We start from the raw sequence: 23,964 nt of genomic DNA, 5'->3' as shown, positions 1-23,964 counted from the left end.
AGCTTGGTCGGGCATGCTTATTTCATCTCGGGCAAATCCATCTAGACTGGCGCACACGCCTACCGAACGCAGCGCACAGCATCGCTCACTCCTCCAAGCAGATACAGCATGCTAACACAAATTCCCCGTTTTGACCTAAACCATCCCTACGACAGTGCTTCCCCCTCCTGCGCCACTCTGTCATAATCGTGCAAACCAACAAAAATGAGCAGCTGTATGAGCGACCTTCTTTCCAGCGGGCAAGACGACTACAACGCCTCCTCCATCGAGGTTCTCGAGGGGCTGGAGCCCGTGCGCAAACGCCCCGGCATGTATATCGGCGGCACCGACGAGCGCGCGCTGCACCATCTGGTGGCCGAAGTCCTCGACAACTCCATGGACGAGGCCGTCGCAGGTCACGCCAACCGCATCGAGGTTTCGCTGAACTCGGATTATTCCGTCACCATTTCCGACAACGGGCGCGGCATCCCGATCGATCCGCATCCAAAGTTTCCTGACAAATCCGCGCTGGAGGTCATTCTTTGCACGCTGCACGCAGGCGGCAAGTTCTCGGGCAAGGCCTACCAGACCTCCGGCGGTCTGCACGGCGTCGGCGCCTCCGTGGTCAACGCGCTCAGCGACAGCATGGTTGTTCAGGTGGCCCGCAACAAGGAGCTGTTCGAGCAACGCTTCTCGCGCGGCGTGCCGCTTGGGCCGATACAGAAGCTCGGCCCGACCCAGAACCGCCGTGGCACAACGGTGACATTCCACGCGGACGCGGAAATCTTCGGCTCTCACCGCTTCAAGCCCGCGCGGCTATTCAAGTCCATCCGGTCCAAGGCTTACCTGTTCTCTGGCGTGGAAATCCGCTGGAAGTCCGAAATCGACGATGGCGAGACACCCACCACTGCGACCTTCCACTTCCCCGGCGGTCTTTCAGACTACCTCAAGGAAACGCTCGGCAAGTCGACCACCTATGCTGATACAGCCTTCGCAGGCACGGTAGACTTTAACGAGAAGTTCGGCGCGGCAGGCAAGGTCGAATGGGCCATCAACTGGACCCCTGCCCGCGACGGCTTCATCCAAAGTTACTGTAACACCGTGCCGACCCCCGAGGGCGGCACACACGTTACCGGCTTCTGGGCCGCGATCCTCAAGGGGATCAAGGCTTACGGCGAACTGACCAACAACAAGAAAGCCGCGCAGATTACCCGCGACGATCTGGTGTCCGGCGGCTGTGCGCTGGTGTCCTGCTTCATCGCGGATCCCGCTTTTGTAGGCCAAACCAAGGACCGCCTGTCGACCGAGGCCGCCGCCAAAATGACCGAAGGGGCCGTGCGCGACCACTTCGACAACTGGCTGGCCTCCGACACCAAATCCGCAGGTGCGATCCTCGACTTCCTTGTGTTGCGCGCAGAGGAACGCCTGCGCCGCAAGCAGGAAAAAGAGACGTCGCGCAAGTCCGCCACCAAGAAACTGCGCCTGCCCGGCAAGCTGACCGATTGCACCAGCAAAACCCGCGAGGGGACCGAGCTGTTCATCGTGGAGGGCGACTCCGCTGGTGGCTCCGCCAAGGGCGCGCGCAATCGGGTCAATCAGGCGCTTCTACCGCTCAAGGGTAAGATCCTCAACGTGCTGGGCGCGGCCTCCGGTAAGCTGCACTCGAACTCGGAAATCTCCGATCTGTGCGAAGCGCTTGGCTGCGGCATGGGCACCAAGTTCAACGTCGAGGATCTGCGCTACGACAAGATCATTATCATGACCGACGCGGATGTCGACGGCGCGCATATCGCGTCGCTGCTGATGACCTTCTTCTTCATCCAGATGCGCCCGCTGATCGACCAAGGCCACCTCTACCTCGCCTGCCCGCCGCTCTATCGCCTCACCCAAGGAGCCAACCGCCTCTATGTGCCGGACGATGCCGCGAAGGACGCTGCGATGGCCAAGGGCTTGGGCGGCAAGGGTAAAATCGACGTGCAGCGCTTCAAGGGCCTGGGCGAGATGGACGCGAAGGACCTGAAAGAAACCACGATGGACCCGACGTCCCGCCAACTCATCCGGGTGACGGTGCAGGAAGACGAGCCGGGCGAAACCTCCGATCTGGTCGAACGCCTGATGGGCAAAAAGCCGGAAATGCGATTTGAGTATATCCAACAGAACGCGAAGTTTGTTGAGGATGTGGATGTTTAGTTTTTGGGATTAGTGTCGGATGCGTATTTTAGTTACTTGCCATGGGTGCATGAGAGAACTGAAAGGTGACACTCTACAAAATGTACATCATGTTGAGCTCGAACTAACCGACGAATACTTGTACTTCCATGAGTGTCCAAATGGCCACAAGAGTGTCACTTGGCTTCAACAGCATCGGTTCGAGACACTGATTGATACAGGCGTCTGGGCGCTTCACTACGGAATGCCAGACTCTGCTTTCTTGAAATTTTATGCTGCGTTGGAAGACTTTAGAAGATTCTTCCTTCGAGCTTGGCTCCATAGAAGCGGGCTAACAAACGATTCTGTTCGCCTTAGATTAAAGAAACTAAGCAGATCAGAACTTCAAAAAGGGGCGTTCAACTTAGTTTTTGGAATAGAGAGCCAAGTCGGAAAAATTCCTGACACTCCTAAGCACAAAGATGATGACTGGACCAAAATAAGAAATGACGTTGCTCATAACGGTCGTTTTCTGACTGAAGAAGAAGCAAGAACGAACTGCCAAGAAATCCTAGATTTTATTGTCGAGAGCCTTATCTGGGCTCGAAGTTTCATGAGCAAAGATTTGCGCAGCGCTGACGTAGACATAATGCTCTTACAAAATCAGGCATTAGATAGGCTCGATCCTAGTATTCTTAATGGAACCATCTCAATTCCAAGCGTTATCCACTACACTCTCAAAGATTTAAAGAAAGTCACTATCGACGAAGCCATCGATACAATTACTAACAGTGGGTTGTTTGTTAAGCCTTAAGCTAATGTAAGGAGCGTACTTACGCGCCTCATCGACAGTACCTACTGCCCATTACACCCCGGGCAGCGCCCAACCCTCCTCACGAAGAGGCGCTTGCTTGCGCACCCCGCGCATCGCCGTCACGCGGGGTGGCGATCGAACCTCCAAGACATCCACATTATGGCAGCCAAACTCCTCCCCCAAAACTGACCACCCCCAGCATCAACCAAATCGCCGCCCCGTCAAACCACAGGTTTGCCTCCGGCAAAACGGGGCGTGACGGCGATGCGCGGCGGCCTGCGGCCTTGATTCCGCGCGAGGCGGTACGCGTCTACTCCTGCACCCCTTCCAGATAGGCCACCAGATCAATCACCGGCTGGCTGGTCATGATCATCACCCCGTCCTCGCCGCGGATGGTCTCGCCACGGCCCTCAAACAACTGGCCGAAGATCGGCATCGGGCTGCCATGCGACACCAGCGGGTCGCGTCCGTCGATGCGCCCGATCACGCGGATGCGGGGGAAGGTGCCATCATTCTCGGAGGCCAGTTTGGTCAAGTCCGTGGGCTGGATGATCAACACAGGCGACATCGGGCCATCGCCCTGCGCCGCTACGCCGTGGCAGGTGGCGCAATAGCGCGTGAACAGGGCCTCCCCCTCCGCTGCGTCCTGCGCCTGCGCTGCTGCGGCAAGCGGGGCAAGAATGGTGAAGGCCAAAGCGATGCGGGTGGTCATGGGGGTCACTCCTTTGCTGTTGAGCCAAGTCTACCCCCAATGGCGAGTGCGGGCCTTGATATGCGTCAACTGCCCCGCCTTGATGTCCCCGTTACTTCTGGATGCTGCGCAGATACTCCGCCACCGCCAACAAAGGCTGCGGCACAGGCGTCATCACCCCGTCCAGTTCGATCTGATCCATCGGCCCTCCGAAGAAGCTGCCGAATTCAGGCATGGCGGTCTCGAATGTCGGGTTGCGGTGGAACCCGTCAATGGTGCTCAGCACCCGCTCCATCGGGAACATGCCTTTATTGCGCGCGCTCAGGGTGGTCAGGTTCGCCGGCTTGCGCTTCAGCCCTGCTGCCACCCAGCCGCTGCCGGTGCCGTCCGCCCCGTGACATGCAGTGCAATTGTCTGCGAATAACTGCGCCCCCGTAGGCGGCTCGGGTGCGGTGCAGGCCGCCAGTGCCCCCACCGCCAGAATATATGCGAATTTCATCAGCGCCTCCTTGGTGTTTTGATCGAAGCTTAGCACCATCCGCGCGGCGCGTCTTGCGCCATGTCAAACGACTTGCCCCTGCCGCCAAGACTTGCCACTGTGCGGCCATGCGTGCGTTTATTATCTTTGCGTTCCTTGGCCTTACGGCGTGTGGCAGGCCGCTCTCCGAGGCGGAGACGCGCTTTGCCGCCGAGTTCCACGGCCCCGCGCTGGACGCCAGCCAAGTGCGCATCCGGCAGGCGCCCCTCCTGAAGCTTTACAGCGCCACCTATCCCGCCCCGCCGCGGACCACCTGCGCGCAAAAGCTGCTGCCGCCGCCGGAAGGTCCAACCGTCTCTGGCGCGCCGGGGGCTACGGTTCTGTTCAACACGATCAACGTCAATCCCGACTTCATCGCCCGCGATTACCTGCCCGCCTATCCAGATGCGGCCCTGCTGCTAGCGTCGATGTTTCTGGCCCATGAACTGGTGCATGTCTGGCAATGGCAGAACCGCGATGTGACGGGATACCACCCGCTCAAAGCCGCGCGCGAGCACCAGACCCAACCCAACCCCTATCTGTTCGAGCTGGCGAACGCAGCGAAGTTTCTGGATTTCGGCTACGAGCAACAAGGCGCCATCGCGTCGGAATACGTGTGTTGCGCGGCGCTCGCCCCCAAGGCACCCCGCACCGCGCGGCTGGAGCGCTTGTTGAAGCCACATTTCGCACTTTCTGCGATGACCGCCCGCCTAGACCAATCCAGAATGCTGTTGCCTTGGAAAGGTGTAGAGTTGGACGGCATCTGTGACTAAGTTGGCTGTGTGGAGGAGCTTCAATGAACACATATGATTTGACGGGCCGTGTTGCGGTGGTCACCGGCGGCGCGCAAGGGATCGGGCTTGCCGTGACAGAACGGCTGAAAGCCTCGGGGGCGCAAGTCGCGGTCTGGGACATGCAGAAGGCCGCCAGCGGCGATTTCAACACAAGCTGCGATATCTCGGATATGGCGTCGGTCAAGGCTGCACTGGCTGCCACCGAACGTGCGCTTGGTCCAGTCGATATCTTAGTAAACTCCGCAGGGATCGCCGGGCCGAATGCCCCGATCGAGGATTATGACGACGCGGCTTGGGCGCAGATTGTCGCCATCAACCTGACTGGCACCTACAACACCAACAAGGCTGTCCTTTCAGGGATGCAAGCGCGCGACTATGGCCGCATCCTCAACATCGCTTCGATCGCGGGTAAGGAAGGCAACCCGAACGCCTGCGCCTATTCGGCCTCCAAAGCAGGGGTCATCGGGTTCACAAAATCGGCTGGAAAAGAAAACGCAGGTCGCAACATTGCGGTTAACTGTGTCACCCCGGCCGCCGCCCGCACGCCAATTTTCGACCAGATGAGCGAGGAGCATATCGGCTACATGCTCTCCAAAATCCCGCGCGCGCGATTCTTGGAGGTTGAGGAAGCGGCCAGCATGATTGCTTGGATCGTCTCCGCCGAGAACTCATTCACGACAGGCGCAGTCTTCGATCTTTCGGGTGGTCGGGCGACCTATTGAGCGTCTCCATGCGCCGCTTTAATACCAACTCCGACGCTGGAGGCATCGCCATTGTCTACCCCTAGCTACGCTCTGATTATGCTCGCCGCGGGCATCGGCATTCCCGTGCTCGCAGCCCTGAATGCACAACTTGGCAAAATGATTGGGGCGCCTGCTGCGGCCTCCGTGGTGCTGTTTGCAGTGGCTTTCGTGACCGCACTGGTGGTGACCTTAATAACTGGCCCCACGGCCATCGCAAAGGTTGCACATGCACCGAAACACTTGTTGTTCGCAGGCGTGCTCATCGCCTTTTACGTGCTGACCATCACCTATATCGCACCACATTTTGGCATCGGCAACGCGGTGTTCTTCGTGCTGCTCGGCCAGCTCATTTCCGCCGCATTGATTGATCATTTCGGGTTGTTCGGCGCGGTGCAATCCCAGTTAACGCTGACCCGTGCGGCAGGCATTGCGGTCATGGCCTGCGGGGTCTTTTTAACCCAGAAGATCTAGACAGGCAGCCCCGACGGCTGTGCGGTTTTTGGAGTTTTCGGCCTTTCGATCTATAATCCCCCCCTGTTTGCGAGTTCAGCACGCGTTTTAGGGGAAGCGAAAATGAGTATCACCACATCAAGAACCAACCGTCGCGGGGCATTGGCTATGCTCGCTGCGATAGCAGTATTCAGCCATCCAGCCATTGCTAAAACAGACGAAGGCCGCGCCGGCTCGATCTTAAAACCGCGCTACACCCAAAGCGCTTTCAGCCGGCTCGATAAACTTACGGTTCAGGATCTCTACGGCAAACGCAAATTCAAAGTCGTCGTGGACGGGTTCTCACCGGCAATGTCCAGAACGCTCATCAACTTGGCGCATAATGAACTACGATCCACACAGCGATTGGTCCGCGATCTGGGAAAGATCAAAAACCGAAATGCCCGTATCAATCGGATCACAAAGGAGATCTTAAAATTTCAGAAACTGGAGCAAAATCTTTGGAAGTCCGTCCAAAGACTAGAAAAGAAAAAGGGAGGCCTCTCGAGACTGACGCTTGCATCAGAAAAATCCCGCCTGAACCGAACCGTCTTTACGATCAAGTATCTCAGACAATGGCAGGCGTCACCAATGGAGGGCACTCGATAGATTACGCCCGAGCGGCCAGCGCCGACAGCTTAGTCCAAAGCTCATCGGCGACCTGAACCACTGTGGCCTGCGCCCGCGCAGCACCTGGGATGCGTGCGCCTGGTTGGTCCGACACAGCGTTGACAACCCGTTCGACGCGGGCATCGAAAGCCTCTGTGTAGGTGCCTGGGTCTAGCAACAAGTAGAATTGACCCAACCCGTGCGGTGGCCCGTCAGGCAACTTCAGCCCGCCCACATCAAGCGAGTTGACCGATCCGGTCATCGCCGCTGCCAAGACTTCCGCCATCAGCCCGAAGCCCCAGCCTTTGTAGCCGCCAACCGAGACCAGAGCCCCCGACAGCGCTGCTTCGGGGTCTGTTGTCGGCAGGCCCTCTGCATCCACGGCCCAGCCCAATGGGATGCTCTCGCCCGCCGCCTTCGCCATGGTAATTTTGCCCAAAGCTACGGCAGAGGTTGAAAAGTCGAAATGCATCGCGGGGGCTTTCGGCCCCGGAACGGTCATGGCAATCGGGTTAGTCCCAATCGCGGCCTTGTTGCCGCCGGGCGGGGCGACAACGGGCGACGCATTGGTAAAGCCGATCCCGACAAGGCCTGCTGCGGCAATCTGCTCGGTGAAATAGCCAAGCGACGTACAAGTATGCGCGTGGGCCACGGCCAGCGACGCAGTGCCGTTTTCTTTCGCCGCAGCGATAGCCTTTGGCAGCGCACGGGCGAAAGCAGCTTGGGAGAAACCGAATTTTGCATCCGCCTTCACCGACCCTGGGCGCGGGCGCGTCACCTCGGGCTCCACGCTGCCTTTGACGCGACCAGAGGCCAGTTGCAGGCAATAGCTTTCGAGATAATAGAGCCCGCAGATCACGTTGCCGGTTTCCTCGGCACGACGTATGGCGCGGGCAACTTCGGTGGCCACCCAAGGGGCCGCCCCGTGGCGGGTCAGGGCCGCGACACTCAGGGCTTCAATTTCGTCCAGTGTCGCTGCAACCATGTTCTATCCCGCCTTTTCTTCCAGACTCAGCCATTCTTCTTCAGCGGCATCCAGCACCGCCTGACGTTCTACCAGCGCATCCGTAGCCTTTTGGAACTTGGCCGGATGGTCGGTGAACAGGTTTGGATCAGACAGGAACTCGACCAGTTTGGCAATCTCTGCCTCCAACCGTTCCATCTCGGAAGGTAATGCCTCCAACCGGTGCTTTTCGGTGAAGGACAAGCCCGCATCTGCTTTCTTCTCTGCCGCGGCCTCACGTCCTTTTTCGCGCCGCGTTTGCGCTGGCTTATCGGACAAGACCGCGTCATCGCCCCCCTCCGCAGCCTGCGCCTCATAGTCGGACCAGCCGCCTGCATAAACTGTCGCCTTGCCGTCTTTCAGCGCCACCGTGGTCGAGGCGACGCGGTCCAGAAAATCACGGTCGTGGCTGACCAGAATGACCGTTCCGTCATAATCGCTGATCAGCTCCTGCATCAGGTCCAGTGTTTCGATATCCAAGTCGTTGGTCGGCTCGTCGAGGATCAGCAGGTTGCTTTCGCGCGCCATGATGCGCGCCAGCAAAAGCCGCGCCTTTTCGCCGCCCGAGAGCGAGCGCACCGGCGCACGCGCCTGCGCCTCGTCGAACAGGAATTCCTTGAGGTAACCCACCACGTGTTTTGGCGTGCCGCGCACCATGATATGGTCGCCCTGCCCGCGCACGCGCGTCGTCGGGTCTTCTGTCAGGGACGCCCATAAGGTGGCCTCAGGATCCAAGGCTGCACGGTTCTGGTCGAACACTGCCATTTCCAGATTGGTGCCGATTTTCACGCTGCCCGAGTCCGGCGCGAGTTCGCCAGTCATCAGTTTCAACAACGAGGTTTTGCCCGCACCGTTCGGTCCAACCAGCGCGATGCGGTCTCCGCGATTCACTTTGAGCGAGAAATTCTTGACGATGATCTTGTCATCAAATGCCAGCGACACGTCGTCCATCACGAAGACCTGTTTGCCGGACTTGGGCCCAGCCTCCAGTGCCATCGCGGCAGAGCCTTGGCGTTGGATCTGGCTGGCGCGCTCGGCCCGCAAATCCTGCAAGGCCCGTACGCGACCTTGGTTACGCTTGCGCCGCGCCGAGATTCCCTCGACGGCCCAACGCGCCTCCGCCTTGATCTTGCGGTTCAGCTTGTGGCGTTGCTGGTCTTCCTCGTCCCACATCTTGTCACGCCATTCCTCAAAGCGATCGAATCCCGTCTCCTGTCGGCGCACTTGGCCGCGGTCCACCCACAGCGTGGCGCGGGTCAGCGCGCGCAGAAAGGCACGGTCGTGGGAAATCAGGATATAGGCGGCACGGGTCGAGGACAGATGCCCCTCAAGCCAAGCGATCGCCTCGATATCAAGGTGGTTGGTCGGTTCGTCCAGAAGCATCAATTCCGGCGCTTCGGCGAGCAATTTAGCCAAGGCCGCGCGTCTGCGTTCCCCGCCAGACGCGGCGGAGACCTCTGCTGCAAGGTTCAGTTTCAAACCTTCAGCCGCGCTCAGCAGCTTGTATTCCTCGCTCGGGTCCATCTCGCTCAGCGCAAAATCGCCAAGCGTCGCAAAGCCTGTTAGGTCAGGGTCCTGCTGCATATAGCCGGTGGTGACACCCGGAGCGAGGAAGCGCGCGCCCGCATCCGGCTCCACGAGACCGCCCATGACTTTCATCAACGTCGATTTACCCGACCCGTTGCGCCCTACAAGGGCCACCCGATCGCCGGGCTGAACAATAAGGCTCAGGTCTGAAAACAGGGGATCACCGCCGAAAGTCAGCGAGATGTCGGTCAGTTGAAGAAGAGGTGTACGTGCCATGAGACCACCCGCTACGGCGTCACGGCAATGGCGTCAACACATCACCCCGCGACGGCGCGCAAAAGCTTCTTGCGGGCGGGCGGAATCGCACGAATTTCCAGCCCCGTGAACACGTGCAGCGTGTTTAGATCACGGTCCACAACCGCATGATCACTGACCCAGCCACCCATCATCAGGTAGGTGCGTAGCAATGGTGGCATCGCTTTCATCGCGGCCTTAAGATCTGGGCGGCGCAGTCGAAGCTTGCGCGCGAAGGGGAACACGGACGGGGCTTTAACCCGTGGCAACCAGCGCTTCGGGGCCAAATGCCGCTCTTTCAACAGCGAAAACGCATCAAGATACGCCTCCTCTGACGTGCCTTTGAAGGATGAGCAGCCAAAAAGCATCTCGATCCCCGCCTCATCAACATAACGCGTCATCGCTCCCCACGCGACCCGCAGGATGTCGGGGTCATGGTGGTCGGGGTGGACGCAAAAACGGCCCATCTCGACCATTGCGCCATCGAATTTGGCCAACCGAGCAAGGCCGTAATGCTGGGCGGAATAGCTTTGTTCTATCGCTCGCCCGTTATCGAGGGGCATAAGGCGAAAGCAACACACCAGCGCACCGCTGGCGTCGTCTTCGACCAGCATATGCAGGCACTGGTCATCATAGGTGTCGGCATCCAGTCCGGTGGGGGCATCGCGAAACGCCAACGCTCTCAGCCGTTGGGCTGCCAGAATGTCGTCGGGCCCCTGCGCAAAGCGGGCAGTGTAGCGGCCTTTGCTCAGCACTGACATGGTCGGCCCTCCGGCGTGCGCGGCCCCGATCATGAGGCCGCATCCTTGTCTTTACCTAAGTATCATCTGGTGCGATGCGCAAGCGTGCCGTGTTAGCCGCCTGCCAATGCCTCGCCCACATTGATCCGGCCGAAGTTGCGAATGATCTGGCGGATGAATGTAACGTCACGCACGGTGGTTTCGGTCACACGACGCGACAATGTGACGACACGACCATTCTCCAGCCCGAACCGTTCAACGTTTTGCAACACATCGTCATCACTAAAGCGCAATGCCACGACCTGCCGGTCAATCTCTTGCGGCTTCTTATAGGCAAAATGGCGCATCTTGCTGCCGACATAGAACCAGTCGCCACCGCGCAGCACGCCGGAAGCCGACGGCTTGCCGATCAGATCTTCGACCGTACCGCGTGTGTCAACGCCGACGGTCAAGGACTGCAAGTCCTCTTCAATTGGCACATAACCATGATTGCGGATGATTTCGGAGCAGCCTGCCACGATCAGCAGCGCCGCCACAGCGACCAGCTTAACCAGCCGCGAGGCCTGCTTGTTCTCAACGTGCCGCATGCGCGACCCCCGTTTCTTGTTCGTGTCTTGCTCTACTCGGGCCCTAGGGCTTACAGAAGGGCTTACAGAAGGACGCGCAAGTGATCAAGAAAGATAGCTCCCCATGGCCCAGACAACCGTGATGCGACTGGCAGACCTGCCCACCCGAAAAGCCACCGAGATAAATTACACGCCAGATGCGGGCACGATGCAGCAACTGGCAGAGGAGATGGGGCTATCTGCCCTGCGCAAGATGCGCCTCGAAGGAACGCTTACGCCGCTCGGTCGCAGCGACTGGCGGCTGGACGCCAGGCTTGGTGCTACCGTCGTGCAACCTTGCGTCGTGACGCTGGAACCCGTCACGACACGCATCGAAGAGCCGTTTGCGCGCCAATACCTTTCGGATTGGCAGCCACCAACCGAGGCAGAAGCTGAAATGGATGGCGACGACACCTCTGAGCCTTTGCCAGAAAGCGTAGATATCGCCGAGATCGCCGCAGAAGTTCTTGCTTTGGCCGTGCCTCCTTACCCGCGAGCCGAGGGTGCATCGCTGCACCAAGTTGATTTCACCGAACCCGGATCGGACCCTTTGACAGACGACGATGTGAAGCCTTTTGCGGCCCTAGCGGCCCTCAAGGCCAAGCTTCAGAACCCCACCGAGAACTGATCCGCGCGGCGCGTCACGCGAATCCCCTTGCCAAACGCTGCGGAATGCGTATTTTCCGCGCTTCTTGAGATTATGGCTCTGGACGGGCCGCGTGGGACGCGTTAGACGCCCTCGGAACACCGTCTACAGACGCTTGAACTGACACACGGGCCGCCGATGGCCCCCAAACACCGAAGGTTGAGACATGGCCGTCCAGCAGAATAAAGTATCCAAGTCGCGCCGCAACAATCGCCGCGCCCATGACGCGCTGGTGGCTGCGAACCCTAACGAGTGCAGCAACTGCGGTGAGCTGAAACGCCCACACCACGTTTGCCCATCTTGCGGCCACTACGCAGAACGCGAAGTCGTTGCTTTGGCAAACGAAGTCGATCTGGACGACGACGCCGCTTAAGCCTAGGCTGCGTCGCAACAATAGTGCGGCAAACAGGCAGGCTTCCCGGTGGGTTCATCTGACACAGTCATTTCCATCGACGCTATGGGCGGGGACTTGGGCCCCGCCGCTGTCGTTGAGGGCATGGCAAAATCTGCTGAAGTAAATCCGAACATTCGCTTCATCGTGCATGGCGACCGCGCCGAGCTGGAAGCACAGATCGCCAAGCGTCGCATCGCCGACCGCTGCGAGATTCGCCACACAGAAGATGTGGTGACCATGCATGAAAAACCCAGCCATGTGATGCGCCACGGTAAGGGCACCTCTATGTGGTCCGCCATTGACGCTGTGCGCGCGGGCGAGGCCACAGTCTGCGTCAGCTGCGGCAATACCGGAGCTCTAATGGCCGTTTCCATGATCCGGCTTCGCAAAGTTCCCGGTGTGAACCGCCCCGCTATTGCCTGCCTCTGGCCGTCGCGCAATCCGTCCGGGTTCAACGTCATGCTCGATGTGGGCGCAGACATTCGTGCGGATCAGGACGATTTGCTGCAATACGCTTTGATGGGTCTCAGCTACGCACGCAACGGCTTTGGCATCGCACGCCCTCGTATTGGACTTCTGAATGTTGGCACCGAAGAACATAAAGGCCGCGCCGAGCTTAAAGTCGCCAATGAGATGATCGAAGCCGCCGCAGAATTTAACGATTTTGACTATGTCGGCTTTGTTGAAGGCGGCGACATCCCGTCCGACCGCGTTGATGTAATCGTGACCGACGGATTTACAGGCAACGTGGCGCTTAAAACCGCTGAAGGCACCGCCAACCTGATCTCCGAAGGTCTGCGCGAGGCATTCAAGTTCTCTCCCCTGTCGCGCATTGCGGCTTTGCTGGCCTACACCTCTTTGCAACGCCTGAAAAAGCGCATTGATCCGCGTCAAGTTAATGGCGGGGTTTTCTTGGGGCTGAACGGCACTGTGGTGAAGTCACATGGTGCGGCAGATGCCACCGGAGTGTCCGCCGCCATCAAACTGGCGTTCCAGCTCGCTCAAACAGGTTTTAGTGAGAAGCTTGCAGCGCGGGTTGCATCCGCAACAGATGCGGGCCAAATTGCGAAACCGGCCAAAGAGACGCCGGACGCGGAAAAGGGCAAATCCAGTACATGAGCATGATCCGTTCCGTTTTGCGTGGCATGGGCCACGCCCTACCCGAGCGCGTGGTAGAAAATGCCGAATTCGAAAACTGGGTGGATACAACAGACGCGTGGATCAAGTCCCGCTCCGGCATTGAACGCCGTCATTTCGCCGCTGAAGGGCAAACCACCTCTGATCTGGCCACCGATGCCGCGCGCGCGGCTCTTGCTGACGCAGGCATGGAAGCCGCGACGCTCGACGCAATTATTGTGGCAACTTCGACGCCGGATACCACCTTCCCGTCTGTTGCGACCATGGTTCAAGGCAAGCTTGGAATGACAAACGGGTTTGCGTTTGATGTGCAGGCCGTGTGCGCGGGCTTTGTCTTCGCAATGTCCAATGCCGATGCGCTGATCAAATCCGGCCAGGCCAAACGGGTTCTGGTTATCGGTGCTGAAACCTTCTCTCGGATCATGAACTGGGAAGATCGCACCACCTGCGTTTTGTTCGGTGATGGCGCGGGGGCGGTGGTGCTTGAAGCCGCCGAAGGCGAAGGAACGGCTCAGGACGCCGGGATTTTGGCCACCGACCTGAACTCCGACGGCACCTATCGCGATTTGCTCTACGTTGATGGCGGCGTTTCAAAGACCCAAACCACAGGCGTGCTGGTGATGCAGGGCAAAGAAGTCTTCCGTCATGCCGTCGACAAGCTGGCCAAGACCGCCGAAGCCGCGCTCGAGAAAGCCGGATTAAGCGATGCAGACGTAGACTGGGTCGTGCCCCATCAGGCCAACCTGCGCATCATCAAAGCGACGGCAACAAAGATGAATGTGCCAATGGATCGGGTGGTTGTGACCGTTCAGGATCACGGCAATACCTCCGCCGCATCGATTCCCCTAGCCCTGTCTGTTGCCAAGTCTCAGGGCAAATTTGCACCCGGCCAGCTTCTCGTTATGGAGGCGATCGGGGGTGGTTTGGCGTGGGGCGCCGTGGTTTTGCGCCTCTAAGGGGGGAAAACCCGCTCAAACTGTGCATAAAGTGCGCAATACAAGCCCTTGATATTGACTCGGAAATTCCCCCAAGCCTATCGTCTTGAAAATAAAATCAAGGGGGACGACATGACTGCCAAAACATTGACCCGCATGGATTTAAGCGAAGCCGTGTTCCGAGAGGTCGGATTGTCGCGCAATGAAAGCGCTGATCTGGTCGAAAGTGTGCTCAAGCACATGTCCGACGCGTTGGTCTCGGGGCAGCAGGTCAAGATCTCCTCCTTCGGGACATTTTCGGTACGCGAAAAGTCGGCTCGCGTTGGCCGCAATCCGAAAACCGGTGAAGAGGTTCCGATCCACCCTCGCCGCGTTTTGACGTTCCGCCCGTCTCATCTGATGAAAGACCGCGTGGCCTCCGGCAACAAGTCCTGACCGACCTAAGGGAGGTCTGAGTATATGGCGACCAAAGCGCGCGATGCGTTCCGCACCATTTCTGAAGTGGCCGATTGGCTGGATGTGCCAGCACATGTGCTGCGCTTTTGGGAAAGCAAGTTTAGCCAGATCAAACCCGTGAAGCGCGCGGGCGGTCGTCGGTACTATCGCCCCGACGATATGCTGCTGATTGGTGGCATCAAAAAACTGCTGCATGACGACGGCATGACTATTCGTGGCGTCCAAAAGATGCTTAAGGAAGACGGGATCAAAACCGTCAGCGCGATGTCGCCGTCTTTGGACGGGGTCGACGAAGCCGCCACCCCACGTACTCTGCGCCGAAAGGCCGACGTCCCTGACGTCGAGGACGCCGTAGAAGACACGAGCGACGACGCGGCGACGCCCGACGCGCAGGACATCGACGTCGCCGCGTGGGAAGCCGATGCCGAGCAAGAGGTCGCCCCACCTCAGGAGCGCCCGACGCTCGATTTGGGCAACCCAGCGGATCAACCGGACGTCGCCACCACCGATGAAGCAGAGCCGGACGGCGAAGACGATGCAGAGGCGGAGCAAGACGACGCGCCAGAAGCGCCTTTTATCAATGTTTCAGAAGAACCGCTGTTCGGTGGCGACAACGTGGTAGAATTGCCAAGCCGCACTGAGCCCGAGCCGGAAATCGCCGCTGAGCCTGAGCCTGAGCCTGAGCCTGAGCCTGAGCCTGAGCCTGAGCCTGAGCCTGAGCCTGAGCCTGAGCCTGAGCCTGAGCCTGAGCCTGAAACGGTCAGCGCGGAACCTTCCGAAGACCAGAACAAAATCGATGCGTCGCCGGAACCAGCCGAAGCTGCCCCAACTGAGCAAACGGTCGAACCGGAGCAGCAACCGGACCACGAAGCCGCAGCTGAGTCAGAACCCGAGCCTGTGGCCCCTCCCCCCGTCGCACAGCCTGCAGAGCCGACGCCCGAGGTCTTCCAACTTTCGGAAAAGCAACTTGCGGCGCAAGCCCTCAAGCGCAAGTTGCGCGGTGTGGATCCAAGCAAGCTAGACGCAACAGACTCTCTGGCGGCGCATGCAGCCCGCCTTCAGTCACTGCGCGACCGCCTCGCGCAGGATCTGTCCGGTCAGTAGAACCTTTCTCGCAGCCATGTTTGCTTCGGCCCCGCAATATTCTACCCAAGGCCCTTGCCACCGCTTGGAATTTGGCTATGACATGACGCCATTAGTCGGGCTATGGCGCAGCCTGGTAGCGCGTCCGTCTGGGGGACGGAAGGTCGCAGGTTCGAGTCCTGCTAGCCCGACCAATAACAAAACGCCCGTGTGCAGCAGCGCCGGGCGTTTCGTGTATCCAGGGGGACGATGATGGCATATTTCAATCCCGGCGTGCTTGCCGATCACCAAATGCAGGTGCTGCTTGAGCGTGGGGCGATCACCGCCGACCAGCCTGTCACCGACGGTCAAATCCAGCCTGCCTCTCTTGATTTGCGCCTTGGCACCAAAGCTTATCGCGTGCGCGCATCTTTCCTGACGGGTCGGGGCCACACAGTGAAGGAGCGCCTCGCCGACTTCACCATGCACGAAATCGACTTGTCCTCCGGCGCCGTGCTGGAAAAAGGCTGCGTCTATGTCGTGCCGTTGCTGGAACAGCTTGCCCTGCCCGATGACATGGTTGCGGCGGCGTCCGCCAAATCCTCCATCGGACGGCTGGACTTGCTAACCCGAGTGATCACTGACAACGGCGTCGAATTCGATCGCGTCCCCGCTGGATATACGGGCCGCCTTTATGCCGAGATTTGTCCCCGCTCGTTCTCGGTCGTCGCGCGCACAGGACAGATGCTAAACCAGATCATCTTCCGCACTGGAAAAACCGTCATGGATGACGACGAGTTGCGCGCCCTTCACGCCGAAAGCGCAATCGTATCCGGCGAGGCCGTGATCTCTGACGGGCTGGGCTTCTCGGTCGATTTGAAGCCAGAGCACGGCGATCTGGTGGGCTACCGCGCCAAACCGCATACCGGCGTGATCGACCTCGACAAGCTCGGGCATTATGACCCATCCGAATATTGGGAAGAATTGCGCACGAAAGACGCCCGCCTGATCCTCGATCCCGGCGCATTCTATATCCTTGTCAGCCAGCAAAGTATTGTTATTCCACCTAATTGCGCGGCAGAGATGGCTCCATATTTGGCCATGGTCGGCGAATTTCGCGTCCACTACGCGGGCTTCTTCGACCCCGGTTTCGGCTACTCCGGAGCTGGCGGCACAGGGTCCCGAGGCGTGCTGGAGGTGCGCTGCCACGAAGCCCCCTTTGTGCTGGAACACGGACAAACAGTTGGGCGCCTTGTCTATGAACACATGTCCGAGGTGCCAACGCAGCTCTACGGCATCGACATAAAGTCAAACTATCAGGGCCAAGGGCTGAAACTATCGAAGCATTTTAAGATGCCTGCCTAGACCGAAAGCTTTCCGATGACTTCGTACCCGAGATCGATTGCCGAGGCGCAATCGGCGTAAAACCGTATTCGGAGCGACCCGAGTTGAGATTGCTCAGGCTGCTTCGCGCTGAACATACCGTCGATACAAAAGCGCGCTATTCAGGAACCAGATCGTCTGGAATGTTTTGGAAACAAACCGGTCGCAAGAACCGGCGGATTGCCAGCGTCCCCACAGATGTTGCACCAAAATTGGTGGATGCAGGGTAAGGACCGCCGTGGACCATCGCGTCGCTCACCTCGACACCTGTCGGGAAACCGTTCGCAAGAATACGCCCCGCTTTGCGTTCGAGCACCGGCATCAGCTTTTGTGCAATGTCGGTGTCTGCGGCATCCATATGCAGCGTGCAGGTCAGTTGTCCTTCAAGAGCTTTCGCGACCTCCAGCATCTCGGCTTGGTCTTTGACACGAACGATTAGGCCAAGCGGGCCGAACACCTCTTCGCCAAGAGCCTCATTCGCCAGCCATGCCTCGCCGGTGGTCGCATAGAGGTAGGGTGTGGCATTTCGCAGGTTGCACGTCGTGGTCAGCAACTCCGTAATCCCTTTGGCCGCAGAGACACGGTCGCGGCCTTTGCGATAGGCCTCGGCTATCCCATCGGTCAGCATGGTTTGCGCGCTCGTTGCCTCAAGCGCCTGAGTTGCAGCCTCGGCGAATGCGTCAGCATCAGGGCCGTCAATCACAACTGCAATCCCGGGATTGGTGCAGAACTGTCCCGCCCCCATTGTCATCGAGGCGGCCCATCCCGCGCCGATATCTTGGCTCCGGTTGGCAATTGCAGAGGGCAAGAGGAACATCGGGTTGACGGAGCCGAGCTCACCGAAGAATGGAATAGGATTGGGGCGCTGAGCGCACAGATCGAACAACGCGCGCCCACCCCCGAGCGATCCCGTAAAGCCGACTGCATTGATAAGCGGGTGTTGCACAAGTGCGGTCCCAACATCACGCTTGCCTCCCTGTATTAACGAGAAGACACCCGGGTGAACCTTGCAGCGTGCAATCGCCGCGTTGATCGCCTCCGCAATGATCTCGCCTGTCCCCGGATGGGCGCTGTGGCCCTTCACGACAACAGGGCAACCTGCGGCCAACGCAGATGCGGTGTCGCCACCTGCTGTGGAGAAGGCGAGCGGGAAGTTTGACGCACCGAAGACGGCAACGGGGCCAATCGGGCGCTGCACAAGCTTCAGGTCTGGTCGCGGGATCGGAGCGCGTTCTGGCAGCGCCGCGTCATGGCGCTTGTCTAGGTAATCACCTGCGAGAATGTGGCTGGCGAACAGGCGCAGCTGGCCAATGGTCCGCCCGCGCTCACCTTCAAGACGCGCTTCTGGCAATCCGGTTTCCTGAGTTCCAATTTCGGTGATTTGCGCCCCGCGCGCGTCGATTTCATCGGCAATCGCATTCAGAAAATCGGCGCGCTCCTGACGTGTAGAATATCCAAAGGACCAGAATGCCTCTTCGGCGGCCTGACAGGCTGCATCGACCAGTTCCGGAGTTCCCACCGAATAGCTATGGCTTGGGCCATGAGCAGGCTCGGACGCAAAGGTTGCGGTTCCAGCTACCCATTTTCCTGCGATCAAGTGTTTTCCGTGGGGTTCGAATTTCATCTGGGCACTCTCTTCTCGAATTTTTGGATGTTGTATGGCTTAAGCAGTTTCGCCGAAATGCTCACTAGCGACCGTGTTCAGCGCGCCAGTTTTTGAATTCTTCAAGGTTCTCTTCTTTGGTCGCGGGGTAGAGGCCAATGATCGACGCGCCAGCCTGAACCTTGCTCAGAACAAAGTCCTCGAAGGCGGTCATTTCTACGGCTTCTTTTGCCACTTCGTCTGCCAAGTGAGCCGGAATCACGATAACACTGTCGTCATCGCCGACCAGAATGTCGCCAGGAAACACTGGCGCATCCCCGCAACCGATTGGCCCGTTAATTTCGATCGCTTCGTTTAGCGTTAGGTTCGTCGGACTGGAGGGCCGGTTGTGGTAGGCGGGCATCTCTAACTCACCGATGTTCATGGCGTCACGAAACCCGCCATCGGTGACAACGCCAGCCGCCCCGCGCATCATCAGCCGCGTGATCAGAATGTCCCCTGCCGATGCTGCATTTGCGCTTTTGCGGCTGTCCATAACCATCACGTGACCCGGAGGGCATGTCTCAACCGCGAGACGCTGGGGGTGCTTTGGATTTCTGAACTCGACCAGCTGGTTTCGGTCTTCGCGGGCGGGCATGTATCGCAGCGTAAAGGCAGGTCCCACCATGTTGCGACCCTTCCGGCCGACGGGCCGGACGTCCTGTATCACCTGATTGCGCAGTCCACGTTTGTAGAGCGCCGTGGCCAGCGTCGCGACGGACACCGCTTCCAAAAGTTCTTTGGTTTCTGGCGAAAGTGTGTGCTCGGACATGGGATCTCTTTCTCTGTCTTAATGAATTGGTTGTTCGCGGCCCGGACGTGTCATGCCTTCTGGTCCGCCTTGTTGTGTCGAATTGAAGAAATAAGGGACAAGCTGATCAGCGCGGCACCGATCAGGCCTGTAACAAGCTCTGGGATATGCCAAAGCGATTGAGCGTACATGATGATCGACAGAGCCAGTACCGAGTAGAACGCACCATGTTCGAGATACCGAAACTGAGACAGCGTTTTCCGTTCAACCAGCATGATCGTCATGGATCGCACGTAAAATGCACCGATGCCGAGGCCGATTGCGATCAAGAACAGGTTCTGCGTCAATGCGAATGCGCCGATGACGCCGTCGAACGAAAAGCTGGCATCCAGAACTTCTAGGTAAAGAAAGGCGCCAAACCCGCCTTTTGCAGCCATAGTTTGTGCTTCTTTCTGGGCATCCAGAAAATGCGCCACCAATTCTACAGCTAGGAACGTTAGAAGTCCGCAGACTGCAGCAAAAAGGAAGGTCGCGCCGTCGACTTCGGGTAGCAGAATGGAGAGTATCAGAGCAGCGCTCAGCACCGCGGCGATTTCAAGGCCGCGAATGGAGGCCCAGCTTCTCAGGCGGCGTTCGATCATCCTGATCCAGTCGACTTCCTTCGACTGGTCAATGAAATACGTCAAGGCGACCATCATCAGGAATGTGCCGCCAAACGCAGATATCCCGATGTGGGAGTCTTCCATGATCCGCGCATATTCTTGGGGGTCCGTTGCCGCGAGAACAATCGCCGAGATGGGTCCGATTTTGGCGGCAATCGCCACGACCGCGAGCGGGAAAATGATGCGCATCCCGAAAACGGCGATCAGAATGCCCCACGTCAGAAACCTGTGTTGCCACTTCGGCTCCATGGTCTTGAGGATATTGGCGTTAACGATGGCATTGTCGAAGCTCAACGAGATTTCAAGCACTGCTAGAATGCAGCCAATCAGAAAAAACGACAGCGCGCCCGTGACGGTCCCCGTCATTTGGTAGCCAAGCCAATAAGCTAGGACCAACCCGAGGGCGGTAAATGCAAACGGCCACAGGAAGTATTTCAGTGTCTGGCTCACGTTACTGCTCCTTGCAATTTTCTAAGTGCCACGCGCCGTTCCGCCTGTATCTTTGGGTCCGGACTTAAGCTGGCCGCAATAAGGTTGCGGGTGTAGTCCTCGCGCGGAGCGTCAAAGATTTGTGCGACTGGCCCCTGCTCAACGATTTTACCATTTTGCATAACGATGACCCTATGGGCAAAATCCCTGACCAAAGGAAGGTCATGGGCGATAAAAAGGAAACTCAAGCCTAGGTCATCCTGCAAGCCAGTCAAAAGCGACAGAACTTGCGCTTGGATTGAAACATCTAATGCGGAAACCGCTTCGTCACAAACAATCAGTTTCGGCTCCAATGCCAAAGCCCGCGCAATGGCGATACGTTGCCTCTGCCCACCAGAAAACTGATGGGGGTAGCGGTACATATGATCTGCTTGCAATCCGACCTGCTCCAGTAATTCGCAGACCCGCGATTTCCAGAGTTGCTTGGCAAGTATTTCGGGATGAATGACGAACGCTTCGGAAACGATCTCGTAGATCGACATTCGTGGGTTGAGCGATTGGGTTGGGTCCTGAAACACCATCTGAATATCGCGGCGGACGTTGAACAGGTCCTTTGCATTCATGCTGATAAGATCCTGACCGTCGAATAGGGCCTGACCACTTGTTGCCTCTTCCAGCCGCAGTATTGTCTTCGCCAACGTAGACTTCCCAGAGCCAGACTCACCAACGATGGCGACGGATTCCCCCGGCAAAACCGTCAAACTGACGTTATCCAGCGCGGCGAATGCACCGTAATGTTTGGTCAACCCAGAGATTTCAAGAATGGGTTTGATCCCTGGCCCCAATTCTTTCGCCATTTCACCACTGCCCGGAATCGCCGCGATCAGCTTCTTGGTGTAGGGATGAGTCGGGTTGTGATAAACCTCGCTGGAGGTGCCGGTTTCAACGATCTGGCCGGAGTTCATGACAACCACTCGGTCCGCTACTTCGGCCACCACCCCTAGGTCGTGGGTGATCAGCAAAAGACCCATGCCCGTTTCTTCCTGCAGCTCCTCCAGCAAGGCTAGAATTTGGGCCTGCACGGTGACATCGAGAGCGGTAGTCGGTTCATCTGCGATCAGGATATCGGGCTTAAGTGCCAAGGCCATCGCGATCATGATCCGCTGACGCTGCCCGCCAGAAAACTGGTGGGGATAGGCGTCGACTTTGGTCGCTGCGTCCGGAATTCCCACCCGTTCTAGTAGCTCGACCGTCTTCGCCCGCGTTTGCGAATTGTCTACGCCATGCGCGGTCATCGTCTCCGCAATTTGAAAGCCGACCGAATAGACTGGGTTCAAATGGCTCAGCGGGTCTTGGAAGATCATCGCGATCCGGTGCCCGTTCAATGCACGCCGTTCCTCGGAGGACATCTTAATGACGTCCCTGCCCTCAAACAAAATCTCGCCAGACGTTATCTCGCCTGGGGGCATGTCGATCAAGTTCAAGACCGCCGAAGCAGATACCGACTTACCAGAACCGGACTCGCCAAGGATGGCCAGCGTTTCGCCACGATCCAGATGCCAACTCACATCGCGGACCGCGTGGACCGTTCCATGCGACGTATGGAAGTCTACCGAGAGGTTCCTCACCTCCAAAAGACGATCACCCATTTTTCGTCCTCACATTCTCGAGGCGCCAGCGTTGAGCGGGGTCAAGAGCAGTCCGCATCCAGTTCGACAGCAGGTTAAGCGATAGGGTGGTCAGGATGATGGCCAGCCCGGGCCAGAATGACAGCCCCCATGCGGTGGTCAGATAGGACCGGCCCTGCGCGACCATGAGACCCCAAGTGATCTCTGGCGGCTGAATGCCGATACCAAGAAACGACAGCGACGACTCTGCCAACATGACAAAGGCGAAATCCAACGTCGCGATCGTCACCAAAGTCGGAAACACGACAGGCAAGATATGGCGGAAAATAATCCTTCGATTTGAAGCCCCCATCACGCGGGCGGCTTGGACGAACATCCTTTCACGGACCTCAAGCGTCTCTGCGCGTGCGGTCCGCAGGTAGACTGGGATGCGCGTAATCGCGAGAACAATCACCAAGTTGAACACGGAGCTATCCAGCATGAAAAGGACAATCACAGCCAGCAATAGCGACGGGAATGACATGATGATATCGGCGAGGCGCATGATGACCTGGCTCAGGGTTTTGGACGTGTAACCGGCAATCAAGCCCAGACTTGTCCCGATGGTCAGGGAAAAGAAGACCGCGCCAGCCGCCACAAAAATAGTGTTCTGAGCGGCCACAATAATCCGAGCGAGTAGCGGGCGCCCAAGAGCGTCGCCGCCCAGCCAGTAAAGCCAGTTGGCGGAAAAATCGAACGGCGGCGCATTTCGTCCACGCAGGTTCTGTTTGGTCGCAACATCTTCCAGCAATAGCGGTCCAAACAAGGCGCAAAACAAGACGACCAGCAGGAAAAGCACCGAAACGAATGCGAACTTGTCATTCCAAAGCATCCGCAGCAGCTGCGCAGATGGACTGGGTGCTTCGGGGGTATCCGGAACAAGGTCAGAGTTTGCCATGGGTCAATACCTAATGCGGGGATCGAGGACCGAGTAAAGGATATCGATCAGAAGGTTCATGATGAAAATCGCCAATGCAGTGACCATGATCGCGGCCATAACAACGGTGAAGTCACGTTGCAGAATCGAGTCGATCATCAATTTTCCAACGCCGGGGAAGCCAAATATTGACTCGATCACCACCGCCCCGTTCAGAAGTGCTGCGGCCTGATCGCCTATGACCGTGATGACAGGCAACAATGCGTTGCGCAGCGCGTGAACAAAGATAATCGACCGGTTCTTGATCCCTTTGGCGCGGGCGGTTTTGACATAGGCAGAGCTGAGCGCGGTAATCATCGAGCCGCGCACAATCTGCAGCACAAGCCCAAAAGGTCTGATGAAGAGCACCGAGACGGGTAAAATCCAGTGCCATATGCTGCCTGTGCCAGAGGTCGGAACCCACCCCAAATTCACAGAAAAGATAACGATTGCGACGATGGCAATCCAGAAATCCGGAGCGCTTGCCCCGATCAGCGAGAAGAACGTCGCGATACGATCAAAAACCCCGCCGACGTGAAATGCTGCCAAAGACCCGACGACAATTGCCAGCGTGACGACCAGCGACATCGTGATCAATGCAAGCTGTAAGGTCCAGACAAAGCCCCGTAGGACCACATCAATGGCAGGCTCGGAACGTCGGATCGAGTCCCCGAAGTCGAGGCGCGCAAGATCACCCATATAGTTAAAGAACTGCACGATCAGCGGATCATTCAGACCATGAATTTCCCTGAACTGGTTCCGGCTTTCTTCCGAGGCGTCGAGCGGCAGGTACAAGCCTGTTGGGTCGCCTGATAGCCGGCTCAGGAAAAATACCAGCAACATGAGGCCGACAAGAGAAATGGCGCTTGCAACAGCCCGTTTTCCCAAGAACTTCATCATAGCGACAGACCTTTGCATTGATGGCTACAGG

Annotated in this window: 25 protein-coding genes and 1 tRNA gene; 14 read left to right on the top strand and 12 right to left on the bottom strand. The window is 58.1% G+C overall.

The features are described 5' to 3' along the window. Positions 1-216: 216 nt before the first annotated feature. Both parE and BM352_RS09195 read left to right on the top strand, forming a co-directional pair. The gene (gene parE / locus BM352_RS09200; RefSeq protein WP_090215745.1) at positions 217-2,169 is read left to right on the top strand and encodes a DNA topoisomerase IV subunit B; all 1,953 of its coding nucleotides are present in this window, start codon (positions 217-219) and stop codon (positions 2,167-2,169) included. A gap of 49 nt (positions 2,170-2,218) precedes the next feature. After that, complete coding sequence (locus BM352_RS09195; RefSeq protein ID WP_090215740.1) at positions 2,219-2,941, top strand: hypothetical protein; 723 nt, start codon at positions 2,219-2,221, stop codon at positions 2,939-2,941. A 310-nt stretch (positions 2,942-3,251) separates the two neighbouring features. Here BM352_RS09195 and BM352_RS09190 read toward each other — a convergent pair whose 3' ends face one another. Further along, the gene (locus tag BM352_RS09190; protein WP_090215737.1) at positions 3,252-3,653 is read right to left on the bottom strand and encodes a c-type cytochrome; all 402 of its coding nucleotides are present in this window, start codon (positions 3,651-3,653) and stop codon (positions 3,252-3,254) included. 91 nt (positions 3,654-3,744) lie between these two features. After that, positions 3,745-4,131, bottom strand: coding sequence for a c-type cytochrome (locus tag BM352_RS09185; RefSeq protein ID WP_090220042.1), 387 nt, complete (start codon positions 4,129-4,131; stop codon positions 3,745-3,747). Between the two features lie 107 nt (positions 4,132-4,238). Here BM352_RS09185 and BM352_RS09180 point away from each other — a divergent pair, with 107 nt between their 5' ends. From BM352_RS09180 to BM352_RS09165, 4 genes are all read left to right on the top strand, one after another. Continuing rightward, entirely contained in the window at positions 4,239-4,922 is a 684-nt protein-coding gene (locus BM352_RS09180; RefSeq protein WP_090215733.1) for a hypothetical protein, read from the top strand. A 23-nt stretch (positions 4,923-4,945) separates the two neighbouring features. Next, positions 4,946-5,665: an SDR family NAD(P)-dependent oxidoreductase gene (locus BM352_RS09175; protein WP_090215731.1), complete on the top strand. Its 720-nt coding sequence runs from the start codon at positions 4,946-4,948 to the stop codon at positions 5,663-5,665. Positions 5,666-5,743: 78 nt separating this feature from the next. Continuing rightward, entirely contained in the window at positions 5,744-6,157 is a 414-nt protein-coding gene (locus tag BM352_RS09170) for a DMT family transporter (RefSeq protein WP_090215728.1), read from the top strand. Between the two features lie 102 nt (positions 6,158-6,259). Next, positions 6,260-6,784 (top strand): hypothetical protein, encoded by a 525-nt coding sequence (locus BM352_RS09165; protein ID WP_090215725.1) that lies wholly within the window; start codon positions 6,260-6,262, stop codon positions 6,782-6,784. 1 nt (position 6,785) lies between these two features. On the opposite strand, the gene BM352_RS09160 is transcribed toward BM352_RS09165, so the two are convergent. The 4 genes from BM352_RS09160 to BM352_RS09145 are packed head-to-tail and all read right to left on the bottom strand — an operon-like array spanning position 6,786 to position 10,935. Continuing rightward, positions 6,786-7,769, bottom strand: coding sequence for an Ldh family oxidoreductase (locus BM352_RS09160; protein WP_090215721.1), 984 nt, complete (start codon positions 7,767-7,769; stop codon positions 6,786-6,788). 3 nt (positions 7,770-7,772) lie between these two features. Continuing rightward, positions 7,773-9,590: an ABC-F family ATP-binding cassette domain-containing protein gene (locus BM352_RS09155; RefSeq protein WP_090215717.1), complete on the bottom strand. Its 1,818-nt coding sequence runs from the start codon at positions 9,588-9,590 to the stop codon at positions 7,773-7,775. Between the two features lie 41 nt (positions 9,591-9,631). Further along, a complete protein-coding gene (locus BM352_RS09150) occupies positions 9,632-10,402 on the bottom strand; it encodes a GNAT family N-acetyltransferase (RefSeq protein WP_425434520.1) in 771 nt (256 codons plus the stop codon). Positions 10,403-10,461: 59 nt separating this feature from the next. Continuing rightward, the gene (locus BM352_RS09145; RefSeq protein WP_090215714.1) at positions 10,462-10,935 is read right to left on the bottom strand and encodes an outer membrane protein assembly factor BamE; all 474 of its coding nucleotides are present in this window, start codon (positions 10,933-10,935) and stop codon (positions 10,462-10,464) included. Positions 10,936-11,038: 103 nt separating this feature from the next. On the opposite strand from BM352_RS09145, the gene BM352_RS09140 reads away from it, so the two are divergent. The 8 genes from BM352_RS09140 (at position 11,039) to BM352_RS09100 (ending at position 16,948) form a co-directional block, all read left to right on the top strand. Next, positions 11,039-11,581, top strand: coding sequence for a YceD family protein (locus BM352_RS09140; protein ID WP_245780946.1), 543 nt, complete (start codon positions 11,039-11,041; stop codon positions 11,579-11,581). 184 nt (positions 11,582-11,765) lie between these two features. Beyond that, positions 11,766-11,972: a 50S ribosomal protein L32 gene (gene rpmF / locus BM352_RS09135; RefSeq protein WP_073140558.1), complete on the top strand. Its 207-nt coding sequence runs from the start codon at positions 11,766-11,768 to the stop codon at positions 11,970-11,972. 48 nt (positions 11,973-12,020) lie between these two features. Further along, entirely contained in the window at positions 12,021-13,112 is a 1,092-nt protein-coding gene (plsX, locus tag BM352_RS09130; RefSeq protein WP_281245110.1) for a phosphate acyltransferase PlsX, read from the top strand. A gap of 2 nt (positions 13,113-13,114) precedes the next feature. Next, entirely contained in the window at positions 13,115-14,086 is a 972-nt protein-coding gene (locus tag BM352_RS09125; protein WP_090220030.1) for a beta-ketoacyl-ACP synthase III, read from the top strand. A 111-nt stretch (positions 14,087-14,197) separates the two neighbouring features. Next, positions 14,198-14,500 (top strand): integration host factor subunit alpha, encoded by a 303-nt coding sequence (ihfA, locus tag BM352_RS09120; RefSeq protein ID WP_090215710.1) that lies wholly within the window; start codon positions 14,198-14,200, stop codon positions 14,498-14,500. Between the two features lie 24 nt (positions 14,501-14,524). Next, positions 14,525-15,625, top strand: a complete 1,101-nt coding sequence (locus BM352_RS19120; protein WP_245780945.1) for a MerR family transcriptional regulator — start codon at positions 14,525-14,527, stop codon at positions 15,623-15,625. 96 nt (positions 15,626-15,721) lie between these two features. After that, positions 15,722-15,798 (top strand) — tRNA-Pro (locus tag BM352_RS09105). A gap of 58 nt (positions 15,799-15,856) precedes the next feature. Further along, entirely contained in the window at positions 15,857-16,948 is a 1,092-nt protein-coding gene (locus BM352_RS09100) for a 2'-deoxycytidine 5'-triphosphate deaminase (RefSeq protein ID WP_175500653.1), read from the top strand. A gap of 136 nt (positions 16,949-17,084) precedes the next feature. On the opposite strand, the gene BM352_RS09095 is transcribed toward BM352_RS09100, so the two are convergent. From BM352_RS09095 to BM352_RS09070, 6 genes are all read right to left on the bottom strand, one after another. Then, positions 17,085-18,590: an aldehyde dehydrogenase (NADP(+)) gene (locus tag BM352_RS09095; protein ID WP_090215703.1), complete on the bottom strand. Its 1,506-nt coding sequence runs from the start codon at positions 18,588-18,590 to the stop codon at positions 17,085-17,087. Between the two features lie 64 nt (positions 18,591-18,654). Continuing rightward, entirely contained in the window at positions 18,655-19,380 is a 726-nt protein-coding gene (locus BM352_RS09090) for a ribonuclease activity regulator RraA (RefSeq protein ID WP_090215697.1), read from the bottom strand. A 50-nt stretch (positions 19,381-19,430) separates the two neighbouring features. After that, a complete protein-coding gene (locus BM352_RS09085) occupies positions 19,431-20,471 on the bottom strand; it encodes a DUF475 domain-containing protein (protein ID WP_217642993.1) in 1,041 nt (346 codons plus the stop codon). After that, positions 20,468-22,099, bottom strand: coding sequence for an ABC transporter ATP-binding protein (locus BM352_RS09080; RefSeq protein WP_090215690.1), 1,632 nt, complete (start codon positions 22,097-22,099; stop codon positions 20,468-20,470). The genes BM352_RS09085 and BM352_RS09080 overlap by 4 nt, the downstream gene beginning before the upstream one ends. Next, on the bottom strand, positions 22,092-23,015 hold the full coding sequence (locus BM352_RS09075) for an ABC transporter permease (RefSeq protein WP_090215687.1): 924 nt from the start codon (positions 23,013-23,015) through the stop codon (positions 22,092-22,094). The genes BM352_RS09080 and BM352_RS09075 overlap by 8 nt, the downstream gene beginning before the upstream one ends. A gap of 3 nt (positions 23,016-23,018) precedes the next feature. Beyond that, positions 23,019-23,933: an ABC transporter permease gene (locus BM352_RS09070; protein WP_090215683.1), complete on the bottom strand. Its 915-nt coding sequence runs from the start codon at positions 23,931-23,933 to the stop codon at positions 23,019-23,021. Positions 23,934-23,964 lie beyond the last annotated feature (31 nt).

Source organism: Litoreibacter janthinus, assembly GCF_900111945.1.
Classification (GTDB): Bacteria; Pseudomonadota; Alphaproteobacteria; order Rhodobacterales; family Rhodobacteraceae; genus Litoreibacter; species Litoreibacter janthinus.
Note: the sequence above shows the minus strand (reverse complement) of the source record. Positions and strands in the feature narration are given on the sequence as shown.

Excerpts from the sequence above, each read along its gene's own strand:
- BM352_RS09155 (WP_090215717.1), bottom strand. The coding sequence starts at position 9,590 with ATGGCACGTACACCTCTTCTTCAACTGACCGACATCTCGCTGACTTTC.
- BM352_RS19120 (WP_245780945.1), top strand. The coding sequence starts at position 14,525 with ATGGCGACCAAAGCGCGCGATGCGTTCCGCACCATTTCTGAAGTGGCC.
- rpmF (WP_073140558.1), top strand. The coding sequence starts at position 11,766 with ATGGCCGTCCAGCAGAATAAAGTATCCAAGTCGCGCCGCAACAATCGC.
- BM352_RS09125 (WP_090220030.1), top strand. The coding sequence starts at position 13,115 with ATGATCCGTTCCGTTTTGCGTGGCATGGGCCACGCCCTACCCGAGCGC.
- BM352_RS09145 (WP_090215714.1), bottom strand. The coding sequence starts at position 10,935 with ATGCGGCACGTTGAGAACAAGCAGGCCTCGCGGCTGGTTAAGCTGGTC.
- BM352_RS09080 (WP_090215690.1), bottom strand. The coding sequence starts at position 22,099 with ATGGGTGATCGTCTTTTGGAGGTGAGGAACCTCTCGGTAGACTTCCAT.
- BM352_RS09170 (WP_090215728.1), top strand. The coding sequence starts at position 5,744 with ATGCTCGCCGCGGGCATCGGCATTCCCGTGCTCGCAGCCCTGAATGCA.
- BM352_RS09095 (WP_090215703.1), bottom strand. The coding sequence starts at position 18,590 with ATGAAATTCGAACCCCACGGAAAACACTTGATCGCAGGAAAATGGGTA.
- BM352_RS09160 (WP_090215721.1), bottom strand. The coding sequence starts at position 7,769 with ATGGTTGCAGCGACACTGGACGAAATTGAAGCCCTGAGTGTCGCGGCC.
- BM352_RS09150 (WP_425434520.1), bottom strand. The coding sequence starts at position 10,402 with ATGATCGGGGCCGCGCACGCCGGAGGGCCGACCATGTCAGTGCTGAGC.
- BM352_RS09180 (WP_090215733.1), top strand. The coding sequence starts at position 4,239 with ATGCGTGCGTTTATTATCTTTGCGTTCCTTGGCCTTACGGCGTGTGGC.
- BM352_RS09175 (WP_090215731.1), top strand. The coding sequence starts at position 4,946 with ATGAACACATATGATTTGACGGGCCGTGTTGCGGTGGTCACCGGCGGC.
- BM352_RS09165 (WP_090215725.1), top strand. The coding sequence starts at position 6,260 with ATGAGTATCACCACATCAAGAACCAACCGTCGCGGGGCATTGGCTATG.
- BM352_RS09090 (WP_090215697.1), bottom strand. The coding sequence starts at position 19,380 with ATGTCCGAGCACACACTTTCGCCAGAAACCAAAGAACTTTTGGAAGCG.
- BM352_RS09140 (WP_245780946.1), top strand. The coding sequence starts at position 11,039 with ATGGCCCAGACAACCGTGATGCGACTGGCAGACCTGCCCACCCGAAAA.
- BM352_RS09070 (WP_090215683.1), bottom strand. The coding sequence starts at position 23,933 with ATGATGAAGTTCTTGGGAAAACGGGCTGTTGCAAGCGCCATTTCTCTT.
- BM352_RS09195 (WP_090215740.1), top strand. The coding sequence starts at position 2,219 with ATGAGAGAACTGAAAGGTGACACTCTACAAAATGTACATCATGTTGAG.
- ihfA (WP_090215710.1), top strand. The coding sequence starts at position 14,198 with ATGACTGCCAAAACATTGACCCGCATGGATTTAAGCGAAGCCGTGTTC.
- BM352_RS09075 (WP_090215687.1), bottom strand. The coding sequence starts at position 23,015 with ATGGCAAACTCTGACCTTGTTCCGGATACCCCCGAAGCACCCAGTCCA.
- BM352_RS09185 (WP_090220042.1), bottom strand. The coding sequence starts at position 4,131 with ATGAAATTCGCATATATTCTGGCGGTGGGGGCACTGGCGGCCTGCACC.
- parE (WP_090215745.1), top strand. The coding sequence starts at position 217 with ATGAGCGACCTTCTTTCCAGCGGGCAAGACGACTACAACGCCTCCTCC.
- BM352_RS09190 (WP_090215737.1), bottom strand. The coding sequence starts at position 3,653 with ATGACCACCCGCATCGCTTTGGCCTTCACCATTCTTGCCCCGCTTGCC.
- BM352_RS09100 (WP_175500653.1), top strand. The coding sequence starts at position 15,857 with ATGGCATATTTCAATCCCGGCGTGCTTGCCGATCACCAAATGCAGGTG.